The following is a 24240-nucleotide window of genomic DNA, read 5'->3' on the forward strand; positions in this document are numbered from 1 at the left end:
CAGCGCCCGATGTGTACCCAAAACAGTCATCTGAGCACACCCCTTGAATTTCAGGCCGCAATGTAGTCCTCTAGATGTGAAACAGGCACCAACTAGAAATTTCGATGCAGTCTCGCGCGGCCCGACGGGTCTCGCTGTGAGGGAAGCAAACAGGAACTAGGAAGGTACTTCATGACTGGGAACAGAGCAGTTGCCTACAAGAGCCCGGGCGTCGTCGAGGTCATCGACATCGACTACCCGACCTTCGAGCTGAAAGACGGACCGGGTGTCAACCCGGCGAACGTGGGCCGCAAGGTGCCGCACGGGGTCATCCTCCGCACGGTCACCACCAACATCTGCGGCTCGGACCAGCACATGGTTCGCGGGCGCACGACCGCGCCGTCGGACCTCGTCCTCGGCCACGAGATCACCGGCGAGGTGGTCGAATGCGGACCCGACGTCGAGTTCATCAAGGTCGGCGACATCGTCTCGGTGCCGTTCAACATCTCTTGCGGCCGGTGCCGCAACTGTAAGGAGCGCAAAACCGGAATCTGTCTCAACGTCAACCCCGACCGCCCGGGCAGCGCCTACGGCTACGTCGACATGGGCGGTTGGGTCGGCGGCCAGGCCGAGTACGTGCTGGTGCCGTACGCGGACTGGAACCTCCTGAAGTTCCCGGACCGGGACCAGGCGCTGGAGAAGATCATGGACCTCACCATGCTCTCGGACATCTTCCCGACCGGCTTCCACGGAGCGTTCAGCGCGGGCGTCGGGGTCGGATCGACCGTATACATCGCCGGAGCGGGCCCGGTGGGTCTGGCCGCGGCGGCATCCGCTCAGCTGCTCGGGGCCGCCGTCGTCATCGTCGCCGACCTCAATGAGGAGCGGCTGGCGCAGGCCCGCAGCTTCGGCTGCGAGACCATCGACCTGCGGAAGGGCGAACCGCAGGATCAGATCGAGCAGATCCTGGGTGTGCCCGAGGTCGACTGCGGCGTGGACGCGGTCGGCTTCGAGGCCCGCGGCCACGGCAAGGATGCCGGAACGGAGCGTCCGGCCACGGTGCTGAACTCGCTGATGACGGTCACGGCCGCCGGTGGTGGCCTGGGCATCCCGGGCCTCTACGTCACGGGTGACCCGGGCGGGGTCGACGAGGCGGCGAAGGTCGGCTCGCTGTCCATCCGGCTGGGCCTCGGCTGGGCCAAGTCCCTGTCCTTCGCTACCGGTCAGACCCCGGTGATGAAGTACAACCGGTCGCTGATGATGGCGATCCTGCACGACAAGGTGCAGATCGCGAAGGCCGTCAACGCTCAGGCGATCAGCCTGGACGATGCCCCGCGCGGCTACGCCGAGTTCGACGCCGGCAAGTCGATCAAATACGTGCTGAACCCGAACCAGTACATCAAGTAAGCGCGTTCGACCGGTAACAGGACATCCGGCCCGCGGTTCGCCCGGGCCGGATGCCCTGTTCTGCTGAGGCCGGGCATTTGTCACCGTCCCGAAGGACTGTTGCCGCGGAGGGCGGCGGTTAGTGTGGAGACATGATTGATCAGTTCCAACGCCCGCTGCACGATCTGCGCATCTCGGTCACCGACCGTTGCAACTTCCGCTGCGTGTACTGCATGCCCAAAGAGGTCTTCGGCAAGGACTTTGCTTTCATGGAACGCGACGAACTGCTCTCCTTCGAAGAGATGACCCGGCTGGCGCGGATCAGCGTGGCGCACGGGGTCGAGAAGATCCGCCTCACCGGCGGTGAGCCGCTGCTGCGCAAAGGGATCGAGGAACTGGTGGCGATGCTGGCGGCGCTCCGCACCCCGGACGGCCGCCCGATCGACATCGCGATGACCACCAACGGTTCGGTGCTGGCGCTGAAGGCCCGGGCTCTGAAGGACGCCGGGCTGAAGCGCGTCACGGTGTCGTTGGATTCGCTCGACGACGCCACGTTCCGGGCCATGAACGACGTGAAGTTCCCGGTCGCCAAGGTGTTGAACAGCCTGGACGTGGCCCACTCGGTCGGGCTCGGCCCGATCAAGATCAACATGGTGCTCAAGCGCGGGCAGAACGATCAGGACATCGTTGCCATGGCGCGCCACTTCAAAGGCACCCCGTACATCCTCCGGTTCATCGAGTTCATGGACGTGGGCTCGAGCAACGGCTGGGAGATGGGTGACGTGGTGCCCTCGGCCGAGGTCGTGGCCCGCATCAACGCTGAACTGCCTCTCGAGGAGGTGGCCCCCAACAAGACCGGTGAGACCAGCCGCCGGTGGCGCTACCGCGACGGCGAGGGGGAGATCGGCGTGATCTCCAGTGTCACCCAGTCGTTCTGCCATTCCTGCTCGCGGGCGCGGGTCTCCACCGACGGCAAGCTGTTCACCTGCCTGTTCGCGACCGAGGGGCACGACCTGCGTGCCCTGATGCGCGGCGGTTGCACCGATGAGCAGCTGACCGAGGTGCTGAAGCAGATCTGGCGCGAGCGCACGGACCGCTATTCGGAGCTGCGCAGCGCCGAGACCGGCCGGCTGCGCGCATCCGGCAAGAAGAGAATCGAAATGTCGTACATCGGTGGGTGAATCCAGATGAGCAGGATCACGGCCAGGCGCAAGGTCGTGCGACTGACGGCGGGCGAGAATCCCACCAGCCGGGAAGACGTGCTGGCGGTCGAAGAGCCACTCGAGATCCGCGTGAACGGCCGCTCCCTCGCCGTCACGATGCGAACCCCCGGCAACGATTTCGACCTCGCCGCCGGGTTCCTGGTGTCGGAGGGCGTCATCACCCGGAACGAGCACTTTTCCACGGCCCGGTACTGCGCCGGCGCCACCGTCGAGGGCGTTAACACCTACAACGTGCTCGACGTGTCGCTCGCGCCCGGGGTCACACCGCCCGACCCGAGCCTGGAGCGATCGTTCCTGACGACCAGTTCCTGCGGGCTCTGCGGCAAGGCCAGCATCGACGCCGTGCGAACGAAGTCGGCGTTCCCGGTGACGGCTGACCCGCTTCAGGTCGACGCAGAGCTCCTGACGAGCTTCCCCGAGGTCTTGCGTGCCGCCCAGGACGTTTTCGAGAAGACCGGCGGCATCCATGCGGCCGCCCTCTTCGACGGGACCACCGGGCGGATGCTGGTGCTGCGCGAAGACGTCGGCCGCCACAACGCGGTCGACAAGGTCATCGGCTGGGCGCTGAAGGAAGACCTGCTTCCGCTCACCGGCACGGTGCTGATGGTGTCGAGCCGGGCGAGCTTCGAACTGGCGCAGAAGGCGCTGATGGCCGGGATTCCGGTGCTCGCCGCCGTGTCGGCGCCGTCGTCGCTGGCCGCCGAGTTCGCGGACGAGGTAGGCATGACGGTGGTCGGGTTCCTGCGCGGCGACTCCATGGTGATCTACGCCGGGGCGGAACGCATCACGAGCGGCGAGCGGACGCCGCAGAGCGTCCCCGGCTAGCCGCGCTCCGCGGGTTCGACCACCCGCCCGGTGCGCCAGGTGTCGACCGTGATCACGCAGCCCACCACTATCAGGGAGATCGAAACGGAGGCCAGGGCATCCGTGGTCCAGTGGTAGCCGAGGTACAGGCGGCTGAGGGCCGCCAGCACGGTGCCGACCACGGCGATGCTGAGACCGAGGGTGGTGGCCCGCATGCTGCAACGGCGCGAGAGCAGAAGGTAGGCGGTCACCAGCAGGAAGTCGGATGCACCCAGCACGTGGCCGGAGGGGAACGAGAACGTGAGATCCGTGCCGTACAGCATCAGGTCGATCGGCGGCCGCTCGCGGCCGACCGTGCGTCCGATGACCTGGGCCAGCACCACGCCGGTTGCCATGGCACCGGCGAGCAGCAGGGGGCGCCAGGCGTGCCGGGTGAGAAGACCCCAGCCGACGCACACGACCAGCACGATCAGGGGCAGCGCGACCGGCCCGAATACGACCGCCAGCACCACCATCACGGTCGTCAGAACGGGGGACCGGGCTTCCAGCAGCCACTCCTGCACGGGGAGGTCGATGGCGGTGACGCCGCCGCCGCTCAGCACACTCAGCAGCGTGAGCGTGAAGACGACGGCGCCGAAACCCAGGCAGGCGATCGCGGTGACTTGGAGCATGCGGCGGGACCGGGCATTGCGTTCCCACGTCTCGACGACGTACCGGTCGTGGAACGTGCGCCACGGATGCGACGCGCGGCTGCGTCGGCGTTCGCGATCGAGTGTCACGGCCAGGGGAGCCCAGACCGCCACCGCGATCCCGATGCCGAGCAGTGCCGCCCCGACGGTGTCGGTCAGCCAGTGAGCGCCCAGGTAGGTGCGGCTGAGCATCATCAGCGCCGTGTACAGCGCCCCGGCCAGCCACACCCACCAGAACCGGAAGAGCAGCGCCAGGATTATCGCCAGCGTCGCCGCATTGGCGACATGGCCGGAGGGGAACGACCCGAAATCGACGCTGACCAACAGATCGTCGAGCTCGACCGGGCGGGCCCGGCCGAACAGCCACTTGAGGAGGTGCACGGCGGCACCGGAGACCACGGTTACCGCGAGGGCGAAGCCCGCGGCCCACGGGCGCTTGAAGAACAGGAGCAGGCCGATGAGCAGACCGGGCACGACGACGGAGGCGGTGAGACCGCCGCCCAGGCTGTTCATCACGAGGGCGAGGGAATCCCACACCGGTGCCCGATTGCCGGACACCGCGATCATCCACTCCGTGTCCAGGGCGAACGGCTTGCCGTTCCGGGAGATGACCAGGCCCAGACCCACCGCCAGCGCGACGGTGACCAGCCCGGAGAGCAGCGGCCACCAGTGGGTGACGCGCTGTGCCCCAGCGCCCGTGTTCACGCCTCGGCTCACGTCAGCGGTGCTGAATTCGCTGCCTCGTGGGCGATGAATCGCACGGACATGGCCTTGTAACCGGGGGTGTTCGACTCCCGGGCCACGAGCTCGCGGTGCATCAGGGCGTTCGCCTCGGGGAAATACGCGGCCGCGCAGCCCCGCGGGGTGGGGTAGACCACCAGGCGGAACTCGTTGGCGCGCCGCTCCTCGCCCCGGAAAGTGCTGATCACGTCGACCATGTCGCGGTCCGCAAAGCCCAGCTCGGTGACGTCGTCCTGGTGGATCAGGATGACCCGGCGGCCGCCGGAGATTCCGCGGTAGCGGTCATCCAGGCCGTAGAACGTGGTGTTGTACTGGTCGTGGCTGCGCATGGTCTGCAGGATCAGGTGGCCGGCCGGCGGGGTGAGGTACTCGAGCGGGCTGACCGTGAACCGGGCCCGGCCGATGTCGGTGGCGAAGCTGCGGGTGTCGCGGGGTGGGTTGGGCAGTACGAAACCGTTCTTCGTCTTGAGGCGCGCGTTGAAATCGGTGAAGCCCGGGAGAACCCGCGAGATGCGGTCACGGATGACGTCGTAGTCGTCGGCCATCGCCTTCCAGTCGATCACGTGGTCGTCGCCGAGGGTGGCGCTGGCCATCCGGGCGACGATGACGGGCTCGGCGAGCAAGTGCTCGGAGACCGGGTCCAGACGCCCCTGCGTGGTGCGCACGACCGACATGGAGTCCTCGACCGAGAGCACCTGGCGACCACCCGGGTGCTTGTCGTCCGTGTCGGTGCGCCCCAGCGTCGGCAGGATCAGCGAGGTCGTGCCGTGCATGATGTGCGACCGGTTGGGCTTGGTCGACACGTGCACGGTCAGGCCCACGCGCTGCATTGCCGCCTCGAGGGCCACTGTGTCGGAGCAGGCGAGGGCGAAGTTGCCGCCCATCGACACGAACACGTCGACGTCGTCGTTCTCGAAGGCCGCGACGGTGTCCACCGAGTCGAGGCCGTGCTTGCGAGGGGACTCGATGCCGAATTCCTTGTCCAGCGCGGCGAGCATCGATTCCTTGGGCTTCTCCCAGACGCCCATGGTGCGGTCGCCCTGCACGTTGGAGTGGCCGCGAACCGGGCAGGCGCCGGCGCCCGGCTTGCCGAAGTTGCCCTGCAGCAGGAGCAGGTTGATGATCTCCTTGAGTGTGTTGACCGAGTGCGGCTGCTGAGTGAGTCCGAGCGCCCAGCAGATGATCGTGGCCGTGGAGTCGATCATCATCTGCGCGACGGTGGAGATCTCCACCGCGGTGAGCCCGGTGGCCTTCTCCGTCTCGGCCCAGTCGATGGTCGTGCGGGCGGCGCGGTACTCGTCGAGGCCCTGGGTGTTCGCCGCGACGAACTCCGCGTCGACGACGGAGCCGGGAACGCGCTCCTCCGCTTCGAGCAGCAGGTGGCCGAGGGCCTGGAACAGGGCCAGGTCGCCGCCGACCTTGATCTGCAGGTACTCGTCGGCGAGTGCTGTGCCATCGCCGATCAGGCCGGAGACCGACTGGGGATCCTTGAAATTGAACAACCCGGCCTCGGGCAGCGGGTTGACGGCGACGACCCGGCCACCGTTGTCCTTGCACTCCTTGAGGGCCGACAGCATCCGCGGGTGGTTGGTGCCCGGGTTCTGGCCGACGACGAGGATCAGCTCGGCATGGTGGATGTCTTCGAGCGAAACGGTGCCCTTGCCGATGCCGATGGTGGCGTTCATGGCGCTTCCGGAGGACTCGTGGCACATGTTCGAGCAGTCGGGCAGGTTGTTCGTGCCGATCGAGCGGGCGAACAGCTGGTAGAGGAACGCCGCCTCGTTGGCGGTGCGTCCCGAGGTGTAGAAGACCGTACGGTCGGGAACGGTGGCTCGGATCCGCTCGCCGATGAGCTCGAAGGCTTCGTTCCAGGAGATCTGGGAGTAGTGCGTGTCGCCGGGACGGATGACCACCGGATGCGTGATGCGGCCCTGGTTGCCGAGCCAGTACTCGGTCTTCGTGGCGAGCTCCTCGATCGAGTGCTCGGCCCAGAACGCCGGCGTCACGGTGCGCAGGGTGCTCTCCTCGGCGACGGCCTTGGCGCCGTTCTCACAGAACTCCGCGGTCTTGCGGTGGCCCTGCGACTCCGGCCACGCGCAGCCCGGGCAGTCGGTGCCGTCGCGCTGGTTGAGGCGCAGCAGCGCCTTCGCCGTGCGGGGAACGCCGGCCTGCGCGAACCCGCGATCGAGCGCCACCAGAACCGCTTCCACTCCGGCCGCGGACTTCTTCGGCTTCGTGACGACCAGATTGTCTTCGTTGATGTCTTCGATCGGAGCGCGTCGTGTCATGTGACCATTTTGCTCCATTTCACAGGGCGTTCCGACATCGGCTACGTGTATGTTCGGATCGGACTGCTTGAAGCAGGAGACAGGGGGGCACCGTGGGAACTCACACGACGCTGGACACGATGCGGCAGACCCGGTCAATCCTGGACGGCATTCGCTGCGCCGACGACCTGACCATCGCAGCGAGCCGGGACGGCGGCATCCGCGCCGTGCGCCTGCTCGCGCAGGCGGCGACCGACCCTGGCGACCAGCTGACCGCGATCGCGGCCATTCACTCGCTCGGCCAGGTGTTCGACGAGTCCGCGGATGACGTGCTCGTGTCGCTGCTCACCCACGACTCCCTCTTCATCCGCGAACACACGGCCTGGGCGTTCGGCGCCCGGCTGCCCCGGTTCGAGGCGATCTCCGGACTGCTGAGCATGGTGGTCGACGGCGGCTTCTCCGGCATGATCGCCCAGCGCACGCTGGAGCAGTGGAGCTCGTCGGTGCCGGTGCATGTGGCGCTCGCCCTCGAGGGCACCCTGATCGGCGTGCATGAGTGCGGCGCCCGCGCCCGCCTGGTCGAAACGATGGGTCTCATCGCCGGGCGCATCCCCGAACGTCTGCTGCGCCGGGTCGCAGTCGACGGCTCCGAGCCGAACGCGGTGCGTGCGGCGGCGATCGCGGCCATCGGCGACCTCGGTCCGAACGAGGCCAACATCCGTATCGTGAGCGACCTGTCGCAGGGCAGCGGCGTGCTTGCCGACGTGGCCCGGCTCGCCCTGATCGACTTGACCGTGCCGGCCTACCCGCGCCCGCCGTGGAGCCGGGGGCTGACGGTGGCCCAACTCTTCCTGCACGCCGACATCGACCGCGAACTCAGCCAGGTGGGAGCCGGCGATAACGGCGGCATCGCCACGCTGCTCGTGCGCCTGGGCGACGCGCTCGTCTCCGGCGGCAGCGGCAGCGGCGGCAGTGAGCGCGGCGGCTCCGTGGAACGGGTGCTCACCCTCTCCCGCGGCAGCTTCGCCGGCGCGCTCACCTCTCTCTCCGAGGTCGGGTCTTCCCTCGCGGAGCACGCCTTCGCGACCGTGCCCTTCCTGGGCGAACCCGTCGCCTCGGTCGATGCCTGGCCGCGGCGGATTGCGACGCAGCGCGGCATCCGTCGCATTCTGCGCGCCGCCGGCACCGTCGACGCGATCCACCTGCGAATGGCCGACATCGGCACGCTGGCCGCCTCCACCGTCGCCCGCGAGCTCGACATTCCGATCGTGTTCACGGTGGCCCCCGACCCGCACAGCGTCATCCACTCCCTCGACAGTTCCGGGGTGCTCACCCGGGCGAACTTCGGCACGGTCGACGAGACCGAGCACTTCTGGTTCCGGGCCCGGCTCGTTCAGCGGCTGGCCGCGGATGCCGCGCACACCGTTCTCTTCCCGAGGCCCGAGCTGCGGCGTGACATGCGCGACCTTGTGGGAATCGATATCCGGCAGCATCCGGAACGCCACTCCGTGATCGCGGAGGGCATCGACCTCGCCGTGATCGAGCGTGCCCTGGCGGATGCCCGACTCGCGGCCGACCCGCCCGCCGCGCACGCGACCGGCGCGACCGGCGTGACCAGCGCGGCGGGCGCGGCGGGCGCAGCGGCGCTAGCCGAACTGGACGACCTGCTCACCACCCTCCCGCCGAGCCGGCGCGGGCTTCCGCTCGCCGTCACCGTCGGACGCCTGCACCGCGTCAAGGGCATGGCTGCCCTGGTTCAGGCGTGGGCTGCGGATGCCGACCTGCGCGCCCGCTGCAACCTGCTCATCCTCGGCGGGGACCTGAATTCTCCCTCCCTCGACGAGAAAAGCCAGCTGGACCAGATGGCCGCGGTCGTCGACCTCGCCAATGCGGCCGACCAGGGCCTACTGCTCGCCGGGCACCGCACCAACGACACCGTGGCGCACTGGCTGGCCGCGGCCCGGTACGGCCGGCCCGGACTGGCGGCCCCCAATGGGGCGTATGTCTGCGCGAGCATGAAGGAAGAATTCGGCATCGCCCTGCTTGAGGCCATGGCGACCGGGCTCACCGTCGTCGCCCCGAATTCCGGCGGCCCGGCCACCTATGTGGAGCACGCAGTGACGGGTTTCCTCGTCGACACCGGCAACCAAACGGCCCTGGCGGGCGGGATCATCGCTGCACTCGAGTTGGCTGCCGGCCCTCTCGGACCTGAGTACGCGGACCGGGCCGGGGAAATGGTGTCGCGTTCCTTCACGATCCAGGCCATGGCTGAGACGCTGACCCGGGTCTACCGCGACGTCGCCGACACGAACGAGTCGGGCGCGTACCTGGTGAGCGTTTCATGACGCTGCTGATCATCAGCCCGGACTACGCCTCCCACCTGTTCCCGCTGGCCACTCTGGGCTCCGCGTGGCTGGAGGCCGGCGAACGCGTCGTGGTGGCCAGCGGTTCGGCCACTGCCGACATCGTGGCCGCGTTCGGATTCGAGCGCATACCCCTGCAACTGGGCCGCGGCTCGAACCCCGGCACGATCCGCGCCGAGGAACAGCCGACGGGCGAGGACGACGCGCTCCGCGGGTTCTTCGACGCCACCCGGCTCGGAATGGTGGAAACGCTCTGTTTCCAGGCCAAGGCACGCAGCAGCGACCTGCTCTGGAACCCGGTGGAGGTGGCCCGCGCGGTACAGCTCATCGTGGCCGAGGTGCAACCCGACCACGTGATCGTCGATCACCTGGCGTTCAGTGCGCGCCTCGCTTTGGTGAGTGCGGGCATCCGTCACGCCGATGTGGTGCTCGGTCACCCGTCGGCGCTGCCCGTGGGCGCGGAGGTCTACGGTTTCCCGCCGGAGTGGCCGCTCGCCTTCGCGCCCGACAGCGACGACCTCGGCGCACTCCTGACGATCTGCGAGAGCGTGCGGGATGCGTTCACCACCCAGTGGAACGACGCCCTGCGGGTTCTCGACCCGGCCGCGCCGCCGAGCCCGGATGCGTTCATGGAGTCCGGAGACATCCTGCTGCTCAATTATCCGGCCGAGCTGCACGACGCCGCACGTGGCGAGTTGCTGCCGGCGCACGCGTTCCTCGGCTCCGCCGTGCGCAACGAGGCCGCCGACGACGAGGTGAACGCCTGGCTCGCCGCCGACAGTGACCGGCCCATCGTCTATGTCAGTTTCGGCAGCTTCCTGTCGGTGCGCGGGGATGTTCTCGCCCGGGTGGCCGAGGCGCTTGCCGCACTCGACGTGCGGGTGGCCGTCGCCACCGGTGCCACCGACCCCGCGGAACTCGGGCCGATCCCCGACTCCTGGCTCGTGCGCGCGTTCCTGCCGCAGGTCACCGTGCTGGCGCGCTCGGCTCTGGCGGTGTCGCACGGCGGCAACAACAGCGTCACCGAGGCGATGACCTCGGGGGTGCCACTGCTGCTGCTGCCCTTCTCCACCGACCAGTTCGCCGGGGCCGCCGCGGTCGAAGCGGCCGGATTCGGGCTGTCCCTCGCGCCCAACACGGCTACGGTTGAGGAGCTTCGGGCCGGAATAGCCGAACTGCTCGCGCTCGACGGGGACGCCCGGCGAAGCCTGGATCGGTTGAGTTCCTCGCTGCAGGGCGGGGCCGGGCCCAAGCGCGCGTACGCGGCGCTGCTGGCGGTGCCGGTCGAGCTGTAGGTTGCGAGTATCCGGGGGGTCAGACGTCGATCGCGTAGACCAGGGATTCCTGCACCATACCGAACCAGTCGTAGATGTCGTTCAGGAACGGTGCCGCGTCGGCGCTCCGCGCCGGCACCCCGTCGGGCCCGATCTCAAGGCGTTCGGCAAGGGTGAGGCGCAGGTCGGTGAGCGTGCGCAGCCAGGACTGCACGTCGTCGGCGTCGAGGTCGATAATCACGGGCGCCTCGGCGGATGCGGCCGCGTCGGCGGTCGCAGGTGGCTCGGCGTCGTTCGGTTCGTCGGCGATGTCGGCGAGCGGTTCCTCGCCGAGCGTCGCAAGCATGCACCGGGCGTTCCGCACCTTGCGCTCGAGCAGGTCATCGGCGGTGAACCGGCGGAATTCCGCGGCGGCCTCGGGGTCATCGGCGTAGGCATCCGGCAGCAGCCGACGCAGGGCCGGGTCACCGGATGTGCCGAGTGCGTGGGTTTCGGCGCCCTCCAGCAGGTCAATCAGCTGGCTCGCGGCCAGGCGCAACAGGCCGATCTCGACGGGTTCGAACCGGGCGGTCACGCTGCCGGCGTTCTCGCTGCCCGTCATGAACTGCATCACGCGTCGGCCTTGGCGAGGGTGGCCCACAGCCCGTAGCCGTGCATGGCTTCGACGTGGCGTTCCATTGCTTCCCGGTTGCCGGAAGCGACGACGGCCTTCCCGTCGTTGTGCACCTGCAGCATGAGGCGCTCGGACTCCAAGGCGGAGATGCCGAAGTAGCTGCGGAACACGTAGGAGACGTAGGACATCAGGTTCACCGGGTCGTCCCAGACGATGGTGATCCAGGGGCGATCGAGGGACACGGCGTCTCGCAGATCGAGTCGTTCGTCAGTCTTCGGCACGGGTTAAGCCTCACACGGAGGGGGGGGCAATTCCAACCCGGTGTGGCCGGTGTCCGGGGGCGTGGTGCGGTGCGGTTTCGGTGCTCAATCGCGCGTGTCGACGTCGAGCCCGGTCTCGAGGTCGGCGCAATCGACCAGCCGGGTGTTGTGAGACTGCAGGTAGGGACGTGCGCCGGTGTCGCCGGTGGCGGAGTCGATGAGCGCGCCCCAGTGTGCTCGCCCGATCACCACCGGGTGTCCCGGACGGGCGTCGAAGCCTGCCTGCCGGAGCGTGAGCGGGCCGACGGGGTTCGCGTCGGCATCCGTGGCACCGGGCACGGTGTCACCGGGCAGGGTGTCGATGGGCAGGGTGCCGATCAGTCGTGCGACCGTGCCGGGCAGCAGACCCGGGATATCGACCGGGACGATCGCCACGGCGACCGGAGCAGGCAGGAGCTCGGTGGCCTGCAGCTCGGTGGCTTGTCGCAGGCCCGCCCGCAGGGACGCGGAGAGTCCCTCTGCCCAGTCTTCAGCCTGCGTGAGGACGACCGACGGGGTCATGCCGAATTGGTGGAGCAGTGCCCGGACTTCTGCGGTTTCGGCGCCGAGCACGACGATCACCGGTGAGCAGCCGGCATCCGTGAGCGTGCGGATCGTGCGCACCAGCCAGGGGATGCCGTCGTCGCCTCGCGCAAGTGCCTTCGGCATGCCGTAACGGGAGCCGGCGCCGGCTGCGAGCACGAGGCCGGCGATTGGTGCGGAGGAAGTGGCCATGCCTGCCATCGTAGGGCGGTGCGGGTGTGGGCACGGGTGTGAAGGTCGGTCGGGCACGGCCCGCACGATTCTCACCTTTTAGTCCATCAACCCCTGACGAATTCGACGGAGATTTTACCGATTTCGCGCCCAAATGGATGCTCGGGGCCGGTTCTAAGCAAAATCTCCGTCGAATTCGTTCGGCCAGGGCGGGATTGAGGGCGGGACTGGAAGGCGGGAGGGCGGCTCAATCGCCGGGCGGCTCAACCACCGGTCGGGGCGAGCACCCGGCGGCCGCGCACGAAGACGCCGGCGATCGCGGGCTGGCGGAGGGCCAGCAGAAGCGCGAAGAGGGTCTGGTCGGTGGCCATCTCCTCGTCGTCGGCCCGGATGCCGCGCTCGAGCACCGTGGCAAGGGGCTCCCAGCGGTCCGGCTCGATCAGGAGGAAGTCGGCGTCCTTGCCCACGTCGAAGTTGCCGAACCGGGCCTCCATGTCGAGTGCGCGCGCGCCGGCCAGGGTGCCGGTGAAGAGCAGGGCGGCCGGATCCAGCGACAGGCCCGCCTCTCCGGGCTCGGAGAGGTGCACCTTGAAACAGTCGTTGAGCACCCGGGAGATAAGCCATTCGTCGCCCGCGCCGACATCCGACCCGATCGCCACATTCACGCCGAACGACGTCGTGCGCAGCCACGGCATGGTGCCCGATCCCAGGAACTGCTGCGACGTGGGGCAGTGCGCCACGCTCGTTCCCGTCTCGGCCAGGCGAGCCAGCTCGCTGTTCTCGCAGTGCACGGCGTGGGCGAGGATGCTGCGCCGCCCCAGCAGGCTCGACCCGCCTCGCGCCGAACCCGGCAGGAAGCGGCCGTCGTAGGTGTCGAGGTAGGTGTCGACCTGGTAGACCGACTTCACGGCCTCGATCTCGCCCGTGCCGGGCCGGTTGTTCTCGTTCAGGTGGCTGTGGAAGTAGACCCCCTGGCCGCGCACCGCGTCGTAGAGCTCGCCGAGCCCCGCCAGGGTCGTGGGGGTGACGGAGAGGCTGAATCGCGGCACCACCGCCACCTGAAGCAGCGCGGTGGCGGCGTCGCCGGTGTCGACCGCGTGCCAGCGGGCGATCTCATCCGTCACAAGCTCCAGGGCCCTGGCCTCGCTCGTGAGCAGCGCCTGCGAGGGCTTCGAACCGACCGTCTGGATTCCGCGTCCGCTGACCAGGCGCAGTCCGGCCCGGTGCGACTCCTCGAACAGGGCGTCCTGCGCGGGAGGGAACGCGGAGCCGAAGACCAGGGCGCTGGTCGTGCCCGCGGCGACGCGGCGACGGGTGAAGTCCCGGGCGATCTGCTCGCCGAACCCGGGGTCGGCCAGGCGAGCCTCGGCCGGGAAGACGCAGTTGTCCAGCCACTCGAGCAGCTGGCCGCCGCCATAGGAATCCGTGGAATAGGTCTGCGGGAAGTGCACGTGGGTGTCGACGAAGCCGGGCAGGATGAAACCGCCCCGGTTGTCGGTGACCGCCAGGGTTTCGTAGACGGCAGGGAGGTCGACGAATGAGCCCACCCAGGCGATCCGGCCCGTGTCGGTGGTCACCAGGACGCCGTCGGGCAGGGACACGAGGTGCCGGTGCGCGGCGGCCACGGTGGGGGAGCCGGCAATGTGGAAGATGTGGCCGCGGTAGACCCGGCTGGACGGTGTCACGTGAGAGCCCGTTCTCTGTTCGTCGTTCTCTTCCACTGGACTCGTTTCCACCGGACTCGTTCAGTGTATTGGGGGTCGTCAGGCTCGACCGCCGCGCGATCAAGTAAACGCTTGCAGCAAACGCTTGCATGAGCGGTACGCGACGGAGTAGCGTCACATCTGTTGTTCTCAGCGCCACCGGGCGCGAGACAGGGGGAGTCACTGTTGACGAAACGCACCGCTACACGCCGCCCGGCCATCCGCCGCATTGTGGCCACGATCGGAGCCGGCGCGATCGTTCTCTCCGGTCTCGCCTTCTCCGAGGTGTCCGCGGCCGCCGCCACCCCGACGGTCGCCCTGGTCGGCAGCCTGCAGAGCGAGTTGGGCTGCACGGAGGACTGGCAGCCGGCCTGCGAGTCCACCGAGCTGGCCCCGACGGGCGTCGACGGGGTCTGGTCCGCCGAGTTCACGGTGCCGGCCGGCAGCTACGACTACAAGGTCGCCCTCAACGACGCGTGGGACGAGACCTACGGGCTGGTCGGTGGCGCCGACAACATCCCGCTGACCATCGCCGGTGAAAGCCGAATGAGCTTCACCTTCGACCTCGGCCGGAAGCGCGTCGGCCTCGAGGTACTCTCCCTGGCCGGTGCCTACTCCGCGGAGGACGAGGCCGTGGCGGCCGCGCCCATCCGCCAGCCCGGCAGCGACGAGCAGTTCTACTTCGTGATGACCGACCGGTTCAAGGACGCCGACCCGGCCAACAACACCGCCGGCCTCGGCGACGACCCACTGGTATCCGGCTACGACCCCGCGAACAAGGGCTTCTACAACGGCGGCGACCTCGCCGGGCTCCGTTCCCAGCTCGACTACATCGAGGGTCTCGGCACGAGCGCCCTCTGGCTCACGCCGTCCTTCAAGAACCGGGCCGTGCAGGGCGAGGGCGCGAACGCGTCCGCGGGCTACCACGGCTACTGGATCACCGACTTCACCCAGATCGACCCGCACCTCGGCACCAACGCCGAGCTCAAGGCGCTCATCGACGACGCGCACGCCCGCGGCATCAAGGTGTACTTCGACATCATCACCAACCACACCGCCGACGTCATCGACAACGAGGAGAAGCAGTACTCCTACATCGACAAGGCGACGTCGCCCTACACGACCGCGGCCGGCGAGCCCTTCGACCCGGCCGACTACGCGGGGACCGACGAATTCCCGACCCTCGACGGGACATCCTTCCCCTACACGCCGTTCGTCGCGGCCGCCGACGCCACGGCCAAGGTGCCGGCCTGGCTGAACGACCCGACGCTTTACCACAACCGGGGAGATTCGACCTTCGAGGGTGAGAGCAACCTCGACGGCGACTTCTCCGGCCTCGACGACCTGATGACCGAGAACCCGGCCGTCGTGAACGGCTTCGTCGACGTATACACGGACTGGGTCGACCTCGGTATCGACGGCTTCCGCATCGACACGGTCAAGCACGTCAACCTGGAGTTCTGGGACACGTGGTCCACGCAGGTGCTCGACTACGCGCACGCCGCGGGCAAGCCCGACTTCTTCATGTTCGGTGAGGTCTACGACGCGGATGCCGCGAAGACGTCCCCGTACGTGCGCAAGACCGACCTCAACTCGGTGCTCGACTTCGGATTCCAGTCGCAGGCGACCAGCTTCGCCGCCGGCAACTCCGCGAAGGGGCTCAGCCAGCTGTTCGCCTCCGACGACCTCTACACGACTCCCGACTCCAACGCCTCCGCGCTGCCGACCTTCCTCGGCAACCACGACATGGGCCGGATCGGCTACTTCCTAAAGAACACCGATGACCCGGTTGCCCGCGACGTGCTCGCCCACGAGCTCATGTTCCTGACCCGCGGCCAGCCGGTGGTCTACTACGGCGACGAGCAGGGTTTCATGGGCGCGGGCGGCGACAAGGACGCCCGCCAGTCGCTGTTCGCCAGCCAGGTGCCCGAGTACGCGAACCAGCCGCTGATCACCGGCGAGACCGCCGGTTCGATCGACCGGTTCGGGACGGATGCGCCGCTCTACAGTCGGATCGCTGAGCTCTCCGCGCTGCGGAGCGACCACCCGGCCCTCGCGACGGGCGCCCAGATCGAGCGCTACGCCGACACCGGGGCCGGCGTCTACGCGTTCAGCCGGGTCGACCGCACGGAGAAGATCGAACACCTCGTCGCCGTCAACAACTCGGCCGCGGCGAAAACCGTGACGATCCCCACCCTCACCACGGGTGCGTCCTACTCGGTGCTGTTCGGCGACACCGCTTCCGCGGTATCCGGCGACACCGGGGATCTGGCCGTCACCGTGCCGGCCCGCGGCTCGGTCGTGCTCGTGGCCGACCGACCCGTCAGCGCTCCGGCCGCGGCCGCCGCGATCACGGTCGCCGCCCCGGCAGCCGGAGCCGGCGTCACCGGCGTCTCACCCGTCGGGGCCACCGTCGACGACGGGACCTGGCAGGAGACCGGCTTCGCCTGGCGGGTCGTGGGTGACACTGCGTGGACCAGCCTCGGCACCGCCGAAGACACCACTCCGCGGGTCTTCCACGACACCGCCGGCCTCGCCACGGGCACCCTGGTCGAATACCGCGCCGTCTCCACGGATGCCGCCGGACAGCGGGCCGCCGCGTCCAGCTTCGCCTCCGTGGGCAACACGGTTTCGCTCGCCGATACCGGCACGCCCGACGCCGCGATCGACCTGGTCACGGTGGCCGGTAGTCACAACTCCGAGATGGGTTGTGCCGGGGACTGGCAGCCCGGCTGTGAGGCCGCGAAACTGACCCTCCGGGCCGACGGCATCTACGCCGGCACCTTCGACCTTCCGGCCGGCGACTACGAGTACAAGATCGCCGTCAACGGCTCCTGGGACCTCAACTACGGTTCCGGCGGGGTTCCCGGCGGCGACAACGTGAGCTACACGACCGACGGCGGCCCGGTCACGTTCTACTTCGACCCGCGCAACAACTTCTTTCAGGGCACGGCCGAGGGCGATATCGTCGTCGCGGCCGGTTCCTTCCAGGAGGAGGCCGGTTGCCCCGGAGATTGGAAACCGGACTGCCTCGCAACCTGGCTGCAGGACGTGGACGGCGACGGCATCCTCACCCTGAGTTCGAACACCCTGCCGACCGGCTCGTACGAGGCGAAGGTCGCGCACAACCTCGGCTGGGACGAGAACTATGGCGCCGACGGCGTGCCGAACGGAGCGAACCTGTCGTTCACGGCCACCGAGGGCAAGGAAACCCTGTTCAGCTACGACCTCGCCGCCCACGTGCTCACGATCACGGTGACCGACCCGCCGCTGGCCGGCACCGGAGCGCAGCGCGCGCGCTGGGTGAGCGAGAAGACCCTCGCCTGGCCGCGTGACCTGTTGCCCGCGAATGCCGACCCGGCCGCGCTCGGTTACACGCTGCACTCCTCGTCGTCCGCCGACCTGGCGGTCGTCGACGGAGCGGTGACCGGCGGTGACACGGTCGCCCTCGAGTACGACCCGGCCGGTCTCTCCGACGCGGAGAAAGCGCGTTTCCCGGCCCTCGCCGGGTCCGTGGCCCTGCGCCCGGTCGGTGTGGACCGGGTGGAGCTGGAACGGCTGCTGACCACCCAGCTGGCGGTGGCCCAGTCCGGCACCGACACCGGCACCGACACCGACGACACCACAGGCATCCTCACCGCGTTCACGGGCGTGCAACTGCCCGGCGTGCTCGACGACCTCTACGCGGATGCCGCAGCGGACCGGACGCTCGGCGTCACCTGGTCCAAGAAGCGGCCCACGATCGCGGTCTGGGCTCCCACGGCGCAGAACGTCGACGCGCTCGTCTGGACGGCGGGCGACACGGCCGACCCGGAGCGCATCGCGTTGACGCGCCAGGATGACGGCACGTGGACCGCGACCGGCGCCAAGAACTGGACCGGTGCATCCTTCGTCTTCGAGGTCACGGTGTTCGCGCCGACGACGGGGAAGATCGAGGTGAACCAGGTCACCGACCCGTACTCGGTCGCCCTGACGCAGAACTCCACCCGGTCGGTGCTCATCGACCTGGCCGATAAGGCTTACCGCCCCAAGGCGTGGGAGAAAGCGAAGGCGCCGGTCATCGAGAAGGCCGTGGACCGGTCGATCTACGAACTGCACGTGCGCGACTTCTCGATCTCCGACGACACCGTGCCGGAAGAGCTCCGCGGCACCTACGGCGCGTTCGGGGTCGACAGCGCGGGAACCCGGCATCTGTCCGAGCTGGCGGCTGCCGGGCTCAACACCGTGCACCTGCTGCCGACCTTCGACATCGCCACGATCCAGGAAGACCGCGCCCTCCAGGCCGTTCCGGCCTGCGACCTGGCCTCCTTCGGACCGGCCTCGCCGGGCCAGCAGGCGTGCATCCAGGCGATCAGGGACCAGGATGGCTTCAACTGGGGCTACGACCCGTTCCACTTCTCGGCGCCGGAGGGGTCCTACGCGGTGAACGCCCACGGCGGCGCCCGGGTGGCCGAGTTCCGCGGCATGGTGGGGGCCCTGCACGAGGACGGCCTGCAGGTCGTACTCGACGAGGTGTTCAACCACACCGCGCAGAGCGGCCAGGGGGAGAAATCGGTGCTCGACCAGGTCGTGCCCGGTTACTACCACCGTCTCAACCCGCAAGGCTCCGTCGAGACCTCCACCTGCTGCCAGAACATCGCCACCGAGCACGAACTGGCCCAGAAGCTCATGGTCGACTCCGTCGTGCTCTGGGCGAAGGAGTACCGCGTGGACGGGTTCCGGTTCGACCTGATGGGCCACCACTCGAAGGCCAACCTGCTGGCCGTGCGGGATGCCCTTGACGCGCTCACCCTGAAAAAGGACGGCGTGAACGGCCAGGCGATCTACCTCTACGGTGAGGGCTGGAACTTCGGCGAGGTCGCGAACAACGCCCTGTTCGAGCAGGCGACGCAGGGCCAGCTGGGCGGAACCGGCATCGGCACGTTCAACGACCGGCTGCGCGACGCGGTGCATGGCGGCAGCCCCGTCGACGGCAGCACCGTGCAGCAGCAGGGCTTCGGCACCGGGCTCGGCACCGATCCCAACGGCGTGGCGATCAACGGCACCCCCGAGCAGGCGCTCGCCCGGCTCGGGCAGGCCAGCGACCTGGTGCGGCTCGGCCTGGCCGCGAACCTGCGCGACTTCAGCTTCGTCACCAGCGACGGCACGGTGAAGCGCGGCGACGAACTCGACTACAACGGGTCGCCGGCCGGGTATGCGGACCAGCCGGACGAGGTGATCAACTACGTCGACGCGCACGACAACGAGACGCTCTACGACCTGCTCGCCCTCAAGCTGCCGGCCGACACCGGGATGAGTGACCGGGTGCGCATGAACACCCTGTCTCTTGCCACCGCGACCCTGTCGCAGGCGCCATCGCTCTGGCACGCCGGAACCGACCTGCTGCGCTCGAAGTCGCTCGACCGCGACAGCTACAACTCGGGCGACTGGTTCAACCGCATCGACTGGACCGGCCAGACCAGCAACTTCGGCGTCGGTCTGCCGTCAGCGGCCGCCAACGAGGACAAGTGGGCCATCATGCGCCCGCTGCTCGAGGACCCGGCCCTCAAGCCGACGCCGGACGACATCAGCTTCGCGTCGGCCCAGGCCCAGGACCTGCTGCGCCTCAAGCAGTCGACCGAACTGTTCCGGCTCGGCGATGCGAAGCTGATCAACCAGAAGCTGACCTTCCCGGCCAGCGGACCGGACGCCACCCCCGGCGTCATCGCGATGAGCGTCGACGACACGGTGGGAGGCGACGTCGACAAGAAACTGGACGGCCTGCTGGTGCTCTTCAACGCCAGCCCCGAACCTCAGACGGTTCTGCTCAGCGAGTTGGCCCGGCGCGGCTACGCCCTCAGCGGCATCCAGGCCGCCGGGATGGATGCGCTCGTCAAGTCGACGACCTGGGACGCGGCGACCGGCACGGTAACGGTTCCCGCCCGCACGGTCGCGGTGCTCGTCGACGCGCAGGAGCGGACGGCGAAGAAGCGGTAACCCGCGGATCGCACCCCGTTCAGGAGCGAACGGGGTGCAGCAGCCGCCAGATCCGGTCGCGCGACATCGGCAGTTCGGTGGGACGGATGCCGATGGCGTCGCGCACCGCGTTCGCCAGGGCGGGTGCCACCGGGTTGTAGGGCGACTCGCTCATCGACTTCGCCCCGAACGGGCCGAGCACGTCGCTCGTGTCCGCGAAGTACACCTCGGTCACGGGCAGGTCGGCGAGCTGCGGGATGTGGTAATTCCGCAGCACGCTCGTGGTCACGGTGCCCGCCCCGTCGAGGATGACCTCCTCGTAGAGCGCGGTGCCGATCGCCTGCGCGACCCCACCCTCGATCTGGCCGCGGCACTGCTCCGGGTTCATCACGACCCCGGCATCCGCCGCCTGGATCGACTGCAGAATGCGCACCTCGCCGGTCTGCGTGTTCACGGCCACCCGGAACGCGTGCACGTTGAACGCCACCGAGCGGCGGGCGCCGTCTTCGGCGCCGACACCGCGGAGAGCGGAGGCCCCGGGCGCGGATGCCCCGGTTACGGATGCCTGCCCGGCCAGTTCGGCCAGCGTCACGAACACCGCTCCGCTGCGCAGCCCGTCGGGTTCCAGGGTCCAGGCGGCGGCGGGGATCTCCGGGTGCCTCTCCGTGGCGGCGGACCGCAGCGTGTCGGCCAGGTCGTTCGCCGCCGCGAGCACGGCCTTGCCGGCGATGACGACGCCCGCGGAGCCGAACGCGCCGGTGTCGTAGCCGATGGCATCCGTGTCGGACTGCAGGATCTCGATCCGGTCGGGAGTCGTGTGCAGGGCCGTGGCGGTGAGCTGCGCGTGCACCGTGGTGGTGCCGTTGCCGAACTCGGCCGTGCCGACGCGGACGGTGTAGCGGGTGGGGGATTCGAGGACCGCGTTTTCGAGGGTGACCGAGGCCTGCGCGTAGTGCCCGCGCGGCGGGGTGGTCGCAATCATGGCGGTGGCCATGCCCTCGCCGGTCTTCCAGTGCTCGCCGAGCGGCACGGTGGCGCCGTTGCCGCGGGCCAGGGCCGTCTGGGCCAGGTCGAAGCACTGGTCGAGTCCGTAGCTGCCGAAGATGAGGTCCTCGCCCTCCACGTGGGTGACCACGAGCGGGTCGTTCGGGCCGACCGAGTTTCGCCGGCGCAGGTCGAACGGGTTGATGCCGACGGTGCGGGCGAGCTCGTCGAGTGCGGACTCGACGCCGAAGATCACCTGGCCGAGGCCGTAGCCGCGGAAGGCGCCCGAGGGGAGATTGTTCGTGTAGACGCTTCGGGCATCCACCCGCTTGTTGGGCACCCGATAGAGGCTGACCGACTCGGAGCTGCCGTGGAACATCACCCCGGGGCCGTGGTTGCCATAGGCGCCGGTGTCGGCGAGCACACCCAGCTTCAGTGCGGTGAGGCGGCCGGCGTCGTCGGCGCCGAGGGTGACGTCGATGCGCATGGGGTGACGGGCCGGGGAGAGGGTGAACTCGTCGGAACGGCTGAACTCGTATTGCACGGGGCGCCCGGTCTTCAGCACCGCGAGCGCGACGATGTCCTCGGTCAAAATTTCCTGCTTGCCGCCGAAGCCGCCGCCGACCCGGGCTGTGAACACGCGCAGCCGCCCTGGGTCGAGGGCGAACAGGCGGCAGATCTCGCGGTGCACCAGGAACGGCACCTGGGAACTGGTGCGCAGGATGAGCCGGTCGCCGCCTGCCGATGCGTCTGCCGTGCCGGGCTCCAGCCAGCCGATGGTGGCGTGCGTCTCCAAATGGGTATGCGCCACCCGTTGGGTCTGCCAGGTTCCGCTCACGCTGTGGGCGGCGCCGGCCAGGCCGGCCGCGATGTCGCCGTATTCGCCGTGCAGCTCGGCCACCAGGTTGCGGGTCGGGTCGGCCAGCCGGCTCGCGGTGGCATCCTTGTCGCCGTGCACCAGGGGAGCGCCGGGCAGGAGAGCGGCGTGCGGGTCGAAGACGGCCGGGAGCGTCTCGTAGTCGATCTCGATCAGGCGGCAGGCGGCCTCGGCGATGGCGAGGGTGTCGGCGACGACGGCCGCGACGCGCTGGCCGCGGAACCGCACGACCGAATCGAGCACGAGGGTGTCGTCGGGGTCGTCGAGGCGGTCCTCGTGCCGGGCGGTGGAGAACAGGGTGGCCGGGGAGTCGGCGTGGGTGAGCACGGCGTGCACCCCGGGCAGGGCCGCGGCTGCCTCGGTTTGGATTGAACGGATGCGCGCGTGCGCCTGCGTGCTCTGCAGCACGCTGAGGTGCAGGAGGCCGGGCACCGTGACGTCGAGGGTGTACGGCTCCTGCCCGCTGACCACGCGTTCGCTGGCCGGGGCCGCCAGGGAGGTGCCGACCGTGCCGGGGCGCGGTCCGGTCTGGACGACCGGGCCCAGGCCGGTGCGTGCCGGTGCGTCGGTGCGACAGGAGCCGTCTGACCTGGCTGAGCCGTTGACGGGGGTGTGGCTGCCGCGGATGGCGTCCTCGATGGCGCGGTAGCCGGTACAGCGGCACAGGTTGCCCTTGAGCAGGCGGGGGAGGTCGTCAAGGTCGGTCTCGGTCAGGGCGGACGCGGTCACGATCATGCCGGCGGTGCAGAACCCGCATTGGAACCCGGCGGCGTCGACGAAGCGCTGCTGGATCGGGGCCAGATCACCGGGCAGGCCGAGCCCGGCCACGGTCGTGACCTCTGTGCCCTCGGCCCGGAACGCCGGGTAGATGCAGGAGTGCACCGGAGTGCCGTCGACCAGCACGGAGCAGGCGCCGCAGTCGCCGGTGTCGCAGCCCTTCTTGACTTCGAAGTGCTCCTGGTCGCGGATGAAGGAGCGTAGGCACTGCCCGGGGGCAGGGGAGGCGTCGACGGGTTCGCCGTTGATCTGGAATCTCATGAGCGGTCTCCGTCCCGGGGTGCCGCCTGGTCTCGCGCGGCCGGTTCGGGTTCTTGTCTCGGTTCGGGCTGCTGTTCCAGCTCTGCTCGGATCTCCTCGCCGAGCACGCCGCTCACGGCGCGGCGCCAGTCGGCGGCGCCGTGGGCATCCGTGAACCAGCAGTCGATGGCGGCGATGTCCTGGGCGAGTGTGCCCGCGTCGGGCAGGGAATCGTAGCGCAGTTGCACCGGACGCACAGTGCCGGCGGTGACGGTGAGCACGAAGCGGCCGGTGCCGTCGCTGGCGTCGCGGGCGGTCGTGTCGTCGCTGTCGGAGAGGTCGGCGCGGTCGAGCCGGCCGATCAGCACGGCGCCGGAGCGGCCGAGTGGGGAGAGGGCGATCTTGCGGTATGCGGTGCGGGCCGCCAGCGAAGAGGTCGGCACGTGGATGGACCGCAGCACATCGCCGGTGCGGAGCGCGTTGGTGGTGTTGCCGGTGACGAAGGACGCTGCGGGCATCCGTTCGTCGCTGCCGTCACGACGCCAGATCAGCACCTCCGCGTCGAGGGCGGCAGCCAGGCTGGTCATCGGGCCGGCCGGCAGGGAGGCGCAGAGGTTGCCGCCGACGGTGGCGACGTTCCAGATCTTGAATGAGCCGTAGAGGGCGGTGCAGCACTGGTAGATCAGCGGATGCGCGGTCCAGCCGGGGGCGGCCGCCAGCCGGGAGAGTTCGGCGATGGTGCAGGTGGCGGCGATGACGAGGCCGGGGGTGGTGCCGGTGGCGCGCTCGCCGGTGTGGGCATCCGTGCCGGTGACGGCACCTGGGCCGGTGTCCGGGGTGCCGGCATCCGTCGTCAGGGTCAGAGCGGGCCAGCCCAGGGTCTGCAGGTCGACCAGCCCGGTGAGGTGCGTCTGCGGGTCGGCGAACAGGTCGGAGCCGCCCGCGAGCGGGGCCACCTGGGCGTCGAGGAGCGCGAGATCGCCCCGGTGACGGGCGGGGGTGATCGTGAACACGGTGTTGAGGTCCATCGTTTCCCTCACTCGACCGCTCTGGTGCAGGTCGACACCCTGAATTATCCACTCGCCCGTGTCGCCTCGCGAGTCGACGCGCTCGCTCGCGGCATCCTCACGGCGAGCCACCCTGTTTTCGCGCAGGGCACGGGTGCGCGGAAGGGCGGGGGCGAACCAATTCGACGGAGATTTTGAGCCAAAAGCGGATTTTAGGCGCGTTTTGCGCCGATTTGACCAGAATCTCCGTCGAATACGTTCGGGCCGGAGCCAGTGGGGCTAGTGGAGCCAGAGGGGTTAGTGGGGCTACCAGAGGGGTTAGTGGGGCTAGTGGAGCCACAGGGT

General features: G+C 69.1%; 14 protein-coding genes. 6 read left to right on the forward strand and 8 right to left on the reverse strand.

The features are described from left to right. Positions 1–171 precede the first annotated feature (171 nt). The 3 genes from fdhA to fdhD all read left to right on the forward strand — a co-directional run bounded on the left by fdhA (position 172) and on the right by fdhD (position 3413). Positions 172–1386, forward strand: coding sequence for a formaldehyde dehydrogenase, glutathione-independent (fdhA, locus tag E3O54_RS09680; RefSeq protein ID WP_104101328.1), 1215 nt, complete (start codon positions 172–174; stop codon positions 1384–1386). Between the two features lie 131 nt (positions 1387–1517). Further along, positions 1518–2546, forward strand: a complete 1029-nt coding sequence (gene moaA, locus E3O54_RS09685; protein WP_134342182.1) for a GTP 3',8-cyclase MoaA — start codon at positions 1518–1520, stop codon at positions 2544–2546. Between the two features lie 6 nt (positions 2547–2552). Continuing rightward, positions 2553–3413 (forward strand): formate dehydrogenase accessory sulfurtransferase FdhD, encoded by an 861-nt coding sequence (gene fdhD / locus E3O54_RS09690; RefSeq protein ID WP_134401485.1) that lies wholly within the window; start codon positions 2553–2555, stop codon positions 3411–3413. Here fdhD and E3O54_RS09695 read toward each other — a convergent pair. Then, complete coding sequence (locus E3O54_RS09695; protein WP_174720209.1) at positions 3410–4798, reverse strand: phosphatase PAP2 family protein; 1389 nt, start codon at positions 4796–4798, stop codon at positions 3410–3412. The genes fdhD and E3O54_RS09695 overlap by 4 nt on opposite strands. After that, positions 4795–7110 carry an FdhF/YdeP family oxidoreductase gene (locus E3O54_RS09700; protein WP_104101320.1) on the reverse strand — a complete coding sequence of 772 codons (2316 nt, stop codon included), beginning with the start codon at positions 7108–7110 and terminating at the stop codon, positions 4795–4797. Before E3O54_RS09700 ends, E3O54_RS09695 begins: the two co-directional genes overlap by 4 nt. Positions 7111–7202: 92 nt before the next feature. Here E3O54_RS09700 and E3O54_RS09705 point away from each other — a divergent pair, with 92 nt between their 5' ends. Then, positions 7203–9434: a glycosyltransferase gene (locus E3O54_RS09705; RefSeq protein ID WP_134401486.1), complete on the forward strand. Its 2232-nt coding sequence runs from the start codon at positions 7203–7205 to the stop codon at positions 9432–9434. Beyond that, a complete protein-coding gene (locus E3O54_RS09710) occupies positions 9431–10747 on the forward strand; it encodes a glycosyltransferase (protein WP_134401487.1) in 1317 nt (438 codons plus the stop codon). The genes E3O54_RS09705 and E3O54_RS09710 overlap by 4 nt, the downstream gene beginning before the upstream one ends. Before the next feature lie 19 nt (positions 10748–10766). Here E3O54_RS09710 and E3O54_RS09715 read toward each other — a convergent pair whose 3' ends face one another. The 4 genes from E3O54_RS09715 to E3O54_RS09730 form a co-directional block, all read right to left on the reverse strand. Further along, positions 10767–11336 (reverse strand): DUF2017 family protein, encoded by a 570-nt coding sequence (locus E3O54_RS09715; protein WP_241976847.1) that lies wholly within the window; start codon positions 11334–11336, stop codon positions 10767–10769. Continuing rightward, positions 11336–11620, reverse strand: a complete 285-nt coding sequence (gene clpS, locus E3O54_RS09720) for an ATP-dependent Clp protease adapter ClpS (RefSeq protein ID WP_233191428.1) — start codon at positions 11618–11620, stop codon at positions 11336–11338. Before clpS ends, E3O54_RS09715 begins: the two co-directional genes overlap by 1 nt. Positions 11621–11704: 84 nt before the next feature. Continuing rightward, on the reverse strand, positions 11705–12373 hold the full coding sequence (locus tag E3O54_RS09725; protein ID WP_134401489.1) for an NTP transferase domain-containing protein: 669 nt from the start codon (positions 12371–12373) through the stop codon (positions 11705–11707). 242 nt (positions 12374–12615) lie between these two features. Beyond that, positions 12616–14037, reverse strand: a complete 1422-nt coding sequence (locus E3O54_RS09730; RefSeq protein ID WP_104099389.1) for an amidohydrolase family protein — start codon at positions 14035–14037, stop codon at positions 12616–12618. A gap of 204 nt (positions 14038–14241) precedes the next feature. Here E3O54_RS09730 and pulA point away from each other — a divergent pair, with 204 nt between their 5' ends. Continuing rightward, positions 14242–20031 (forward strand): pullulanase-type alpha-1,6-glucosidase, encoded by a 5790-nt coding sequence (gene pulA, locus E3O54_RS09735; RefSeq protein WP_134401490.1) that lies wholly within the window; start codon positions 14242–14244, stop codon positions 20029–20031. A 19-nt stretch (positions 20032–20050) separates the two neighbouring features. On the opposite strand, the gene E3O54_RS09740 is transcribed toward pulA, so the two are convergent. Further along, entirely contained in the window at positions 20051–22909 is a 2859-nt protein-coding gene (locus E3O54_RS09740; RefSeq protein ID WP_134401491.1) for a molybdopterin-dependent oxidoreductase, read from the reverse strand. Further along, complete coding sequence (locus tag E3O54_RS09745; RefSeq protein WP_134342043.1) at positions 22906–23916, reverse strand: FAD binding domain-containing protein; 1011 nt, start codon at positions 23914–23916, stop codon at positions 22906–22908. Before E3O54_RS09745 ends, E3O54_RS09740 begins: the two co-directional genes overlap by 4 nt. Positions 23917–24240: the final 324 nt, after the last annotated feature.

This window comes from Cryobacterium sp. TMT2-4 (assembly GCF_004402575.1).
Lineage (GTDB): Bacteria > Actinomycetota > Actinomycetes > Actinomycetales > Microbacteriaceae > Cryobacterium > Cryobacterium sandaracinum.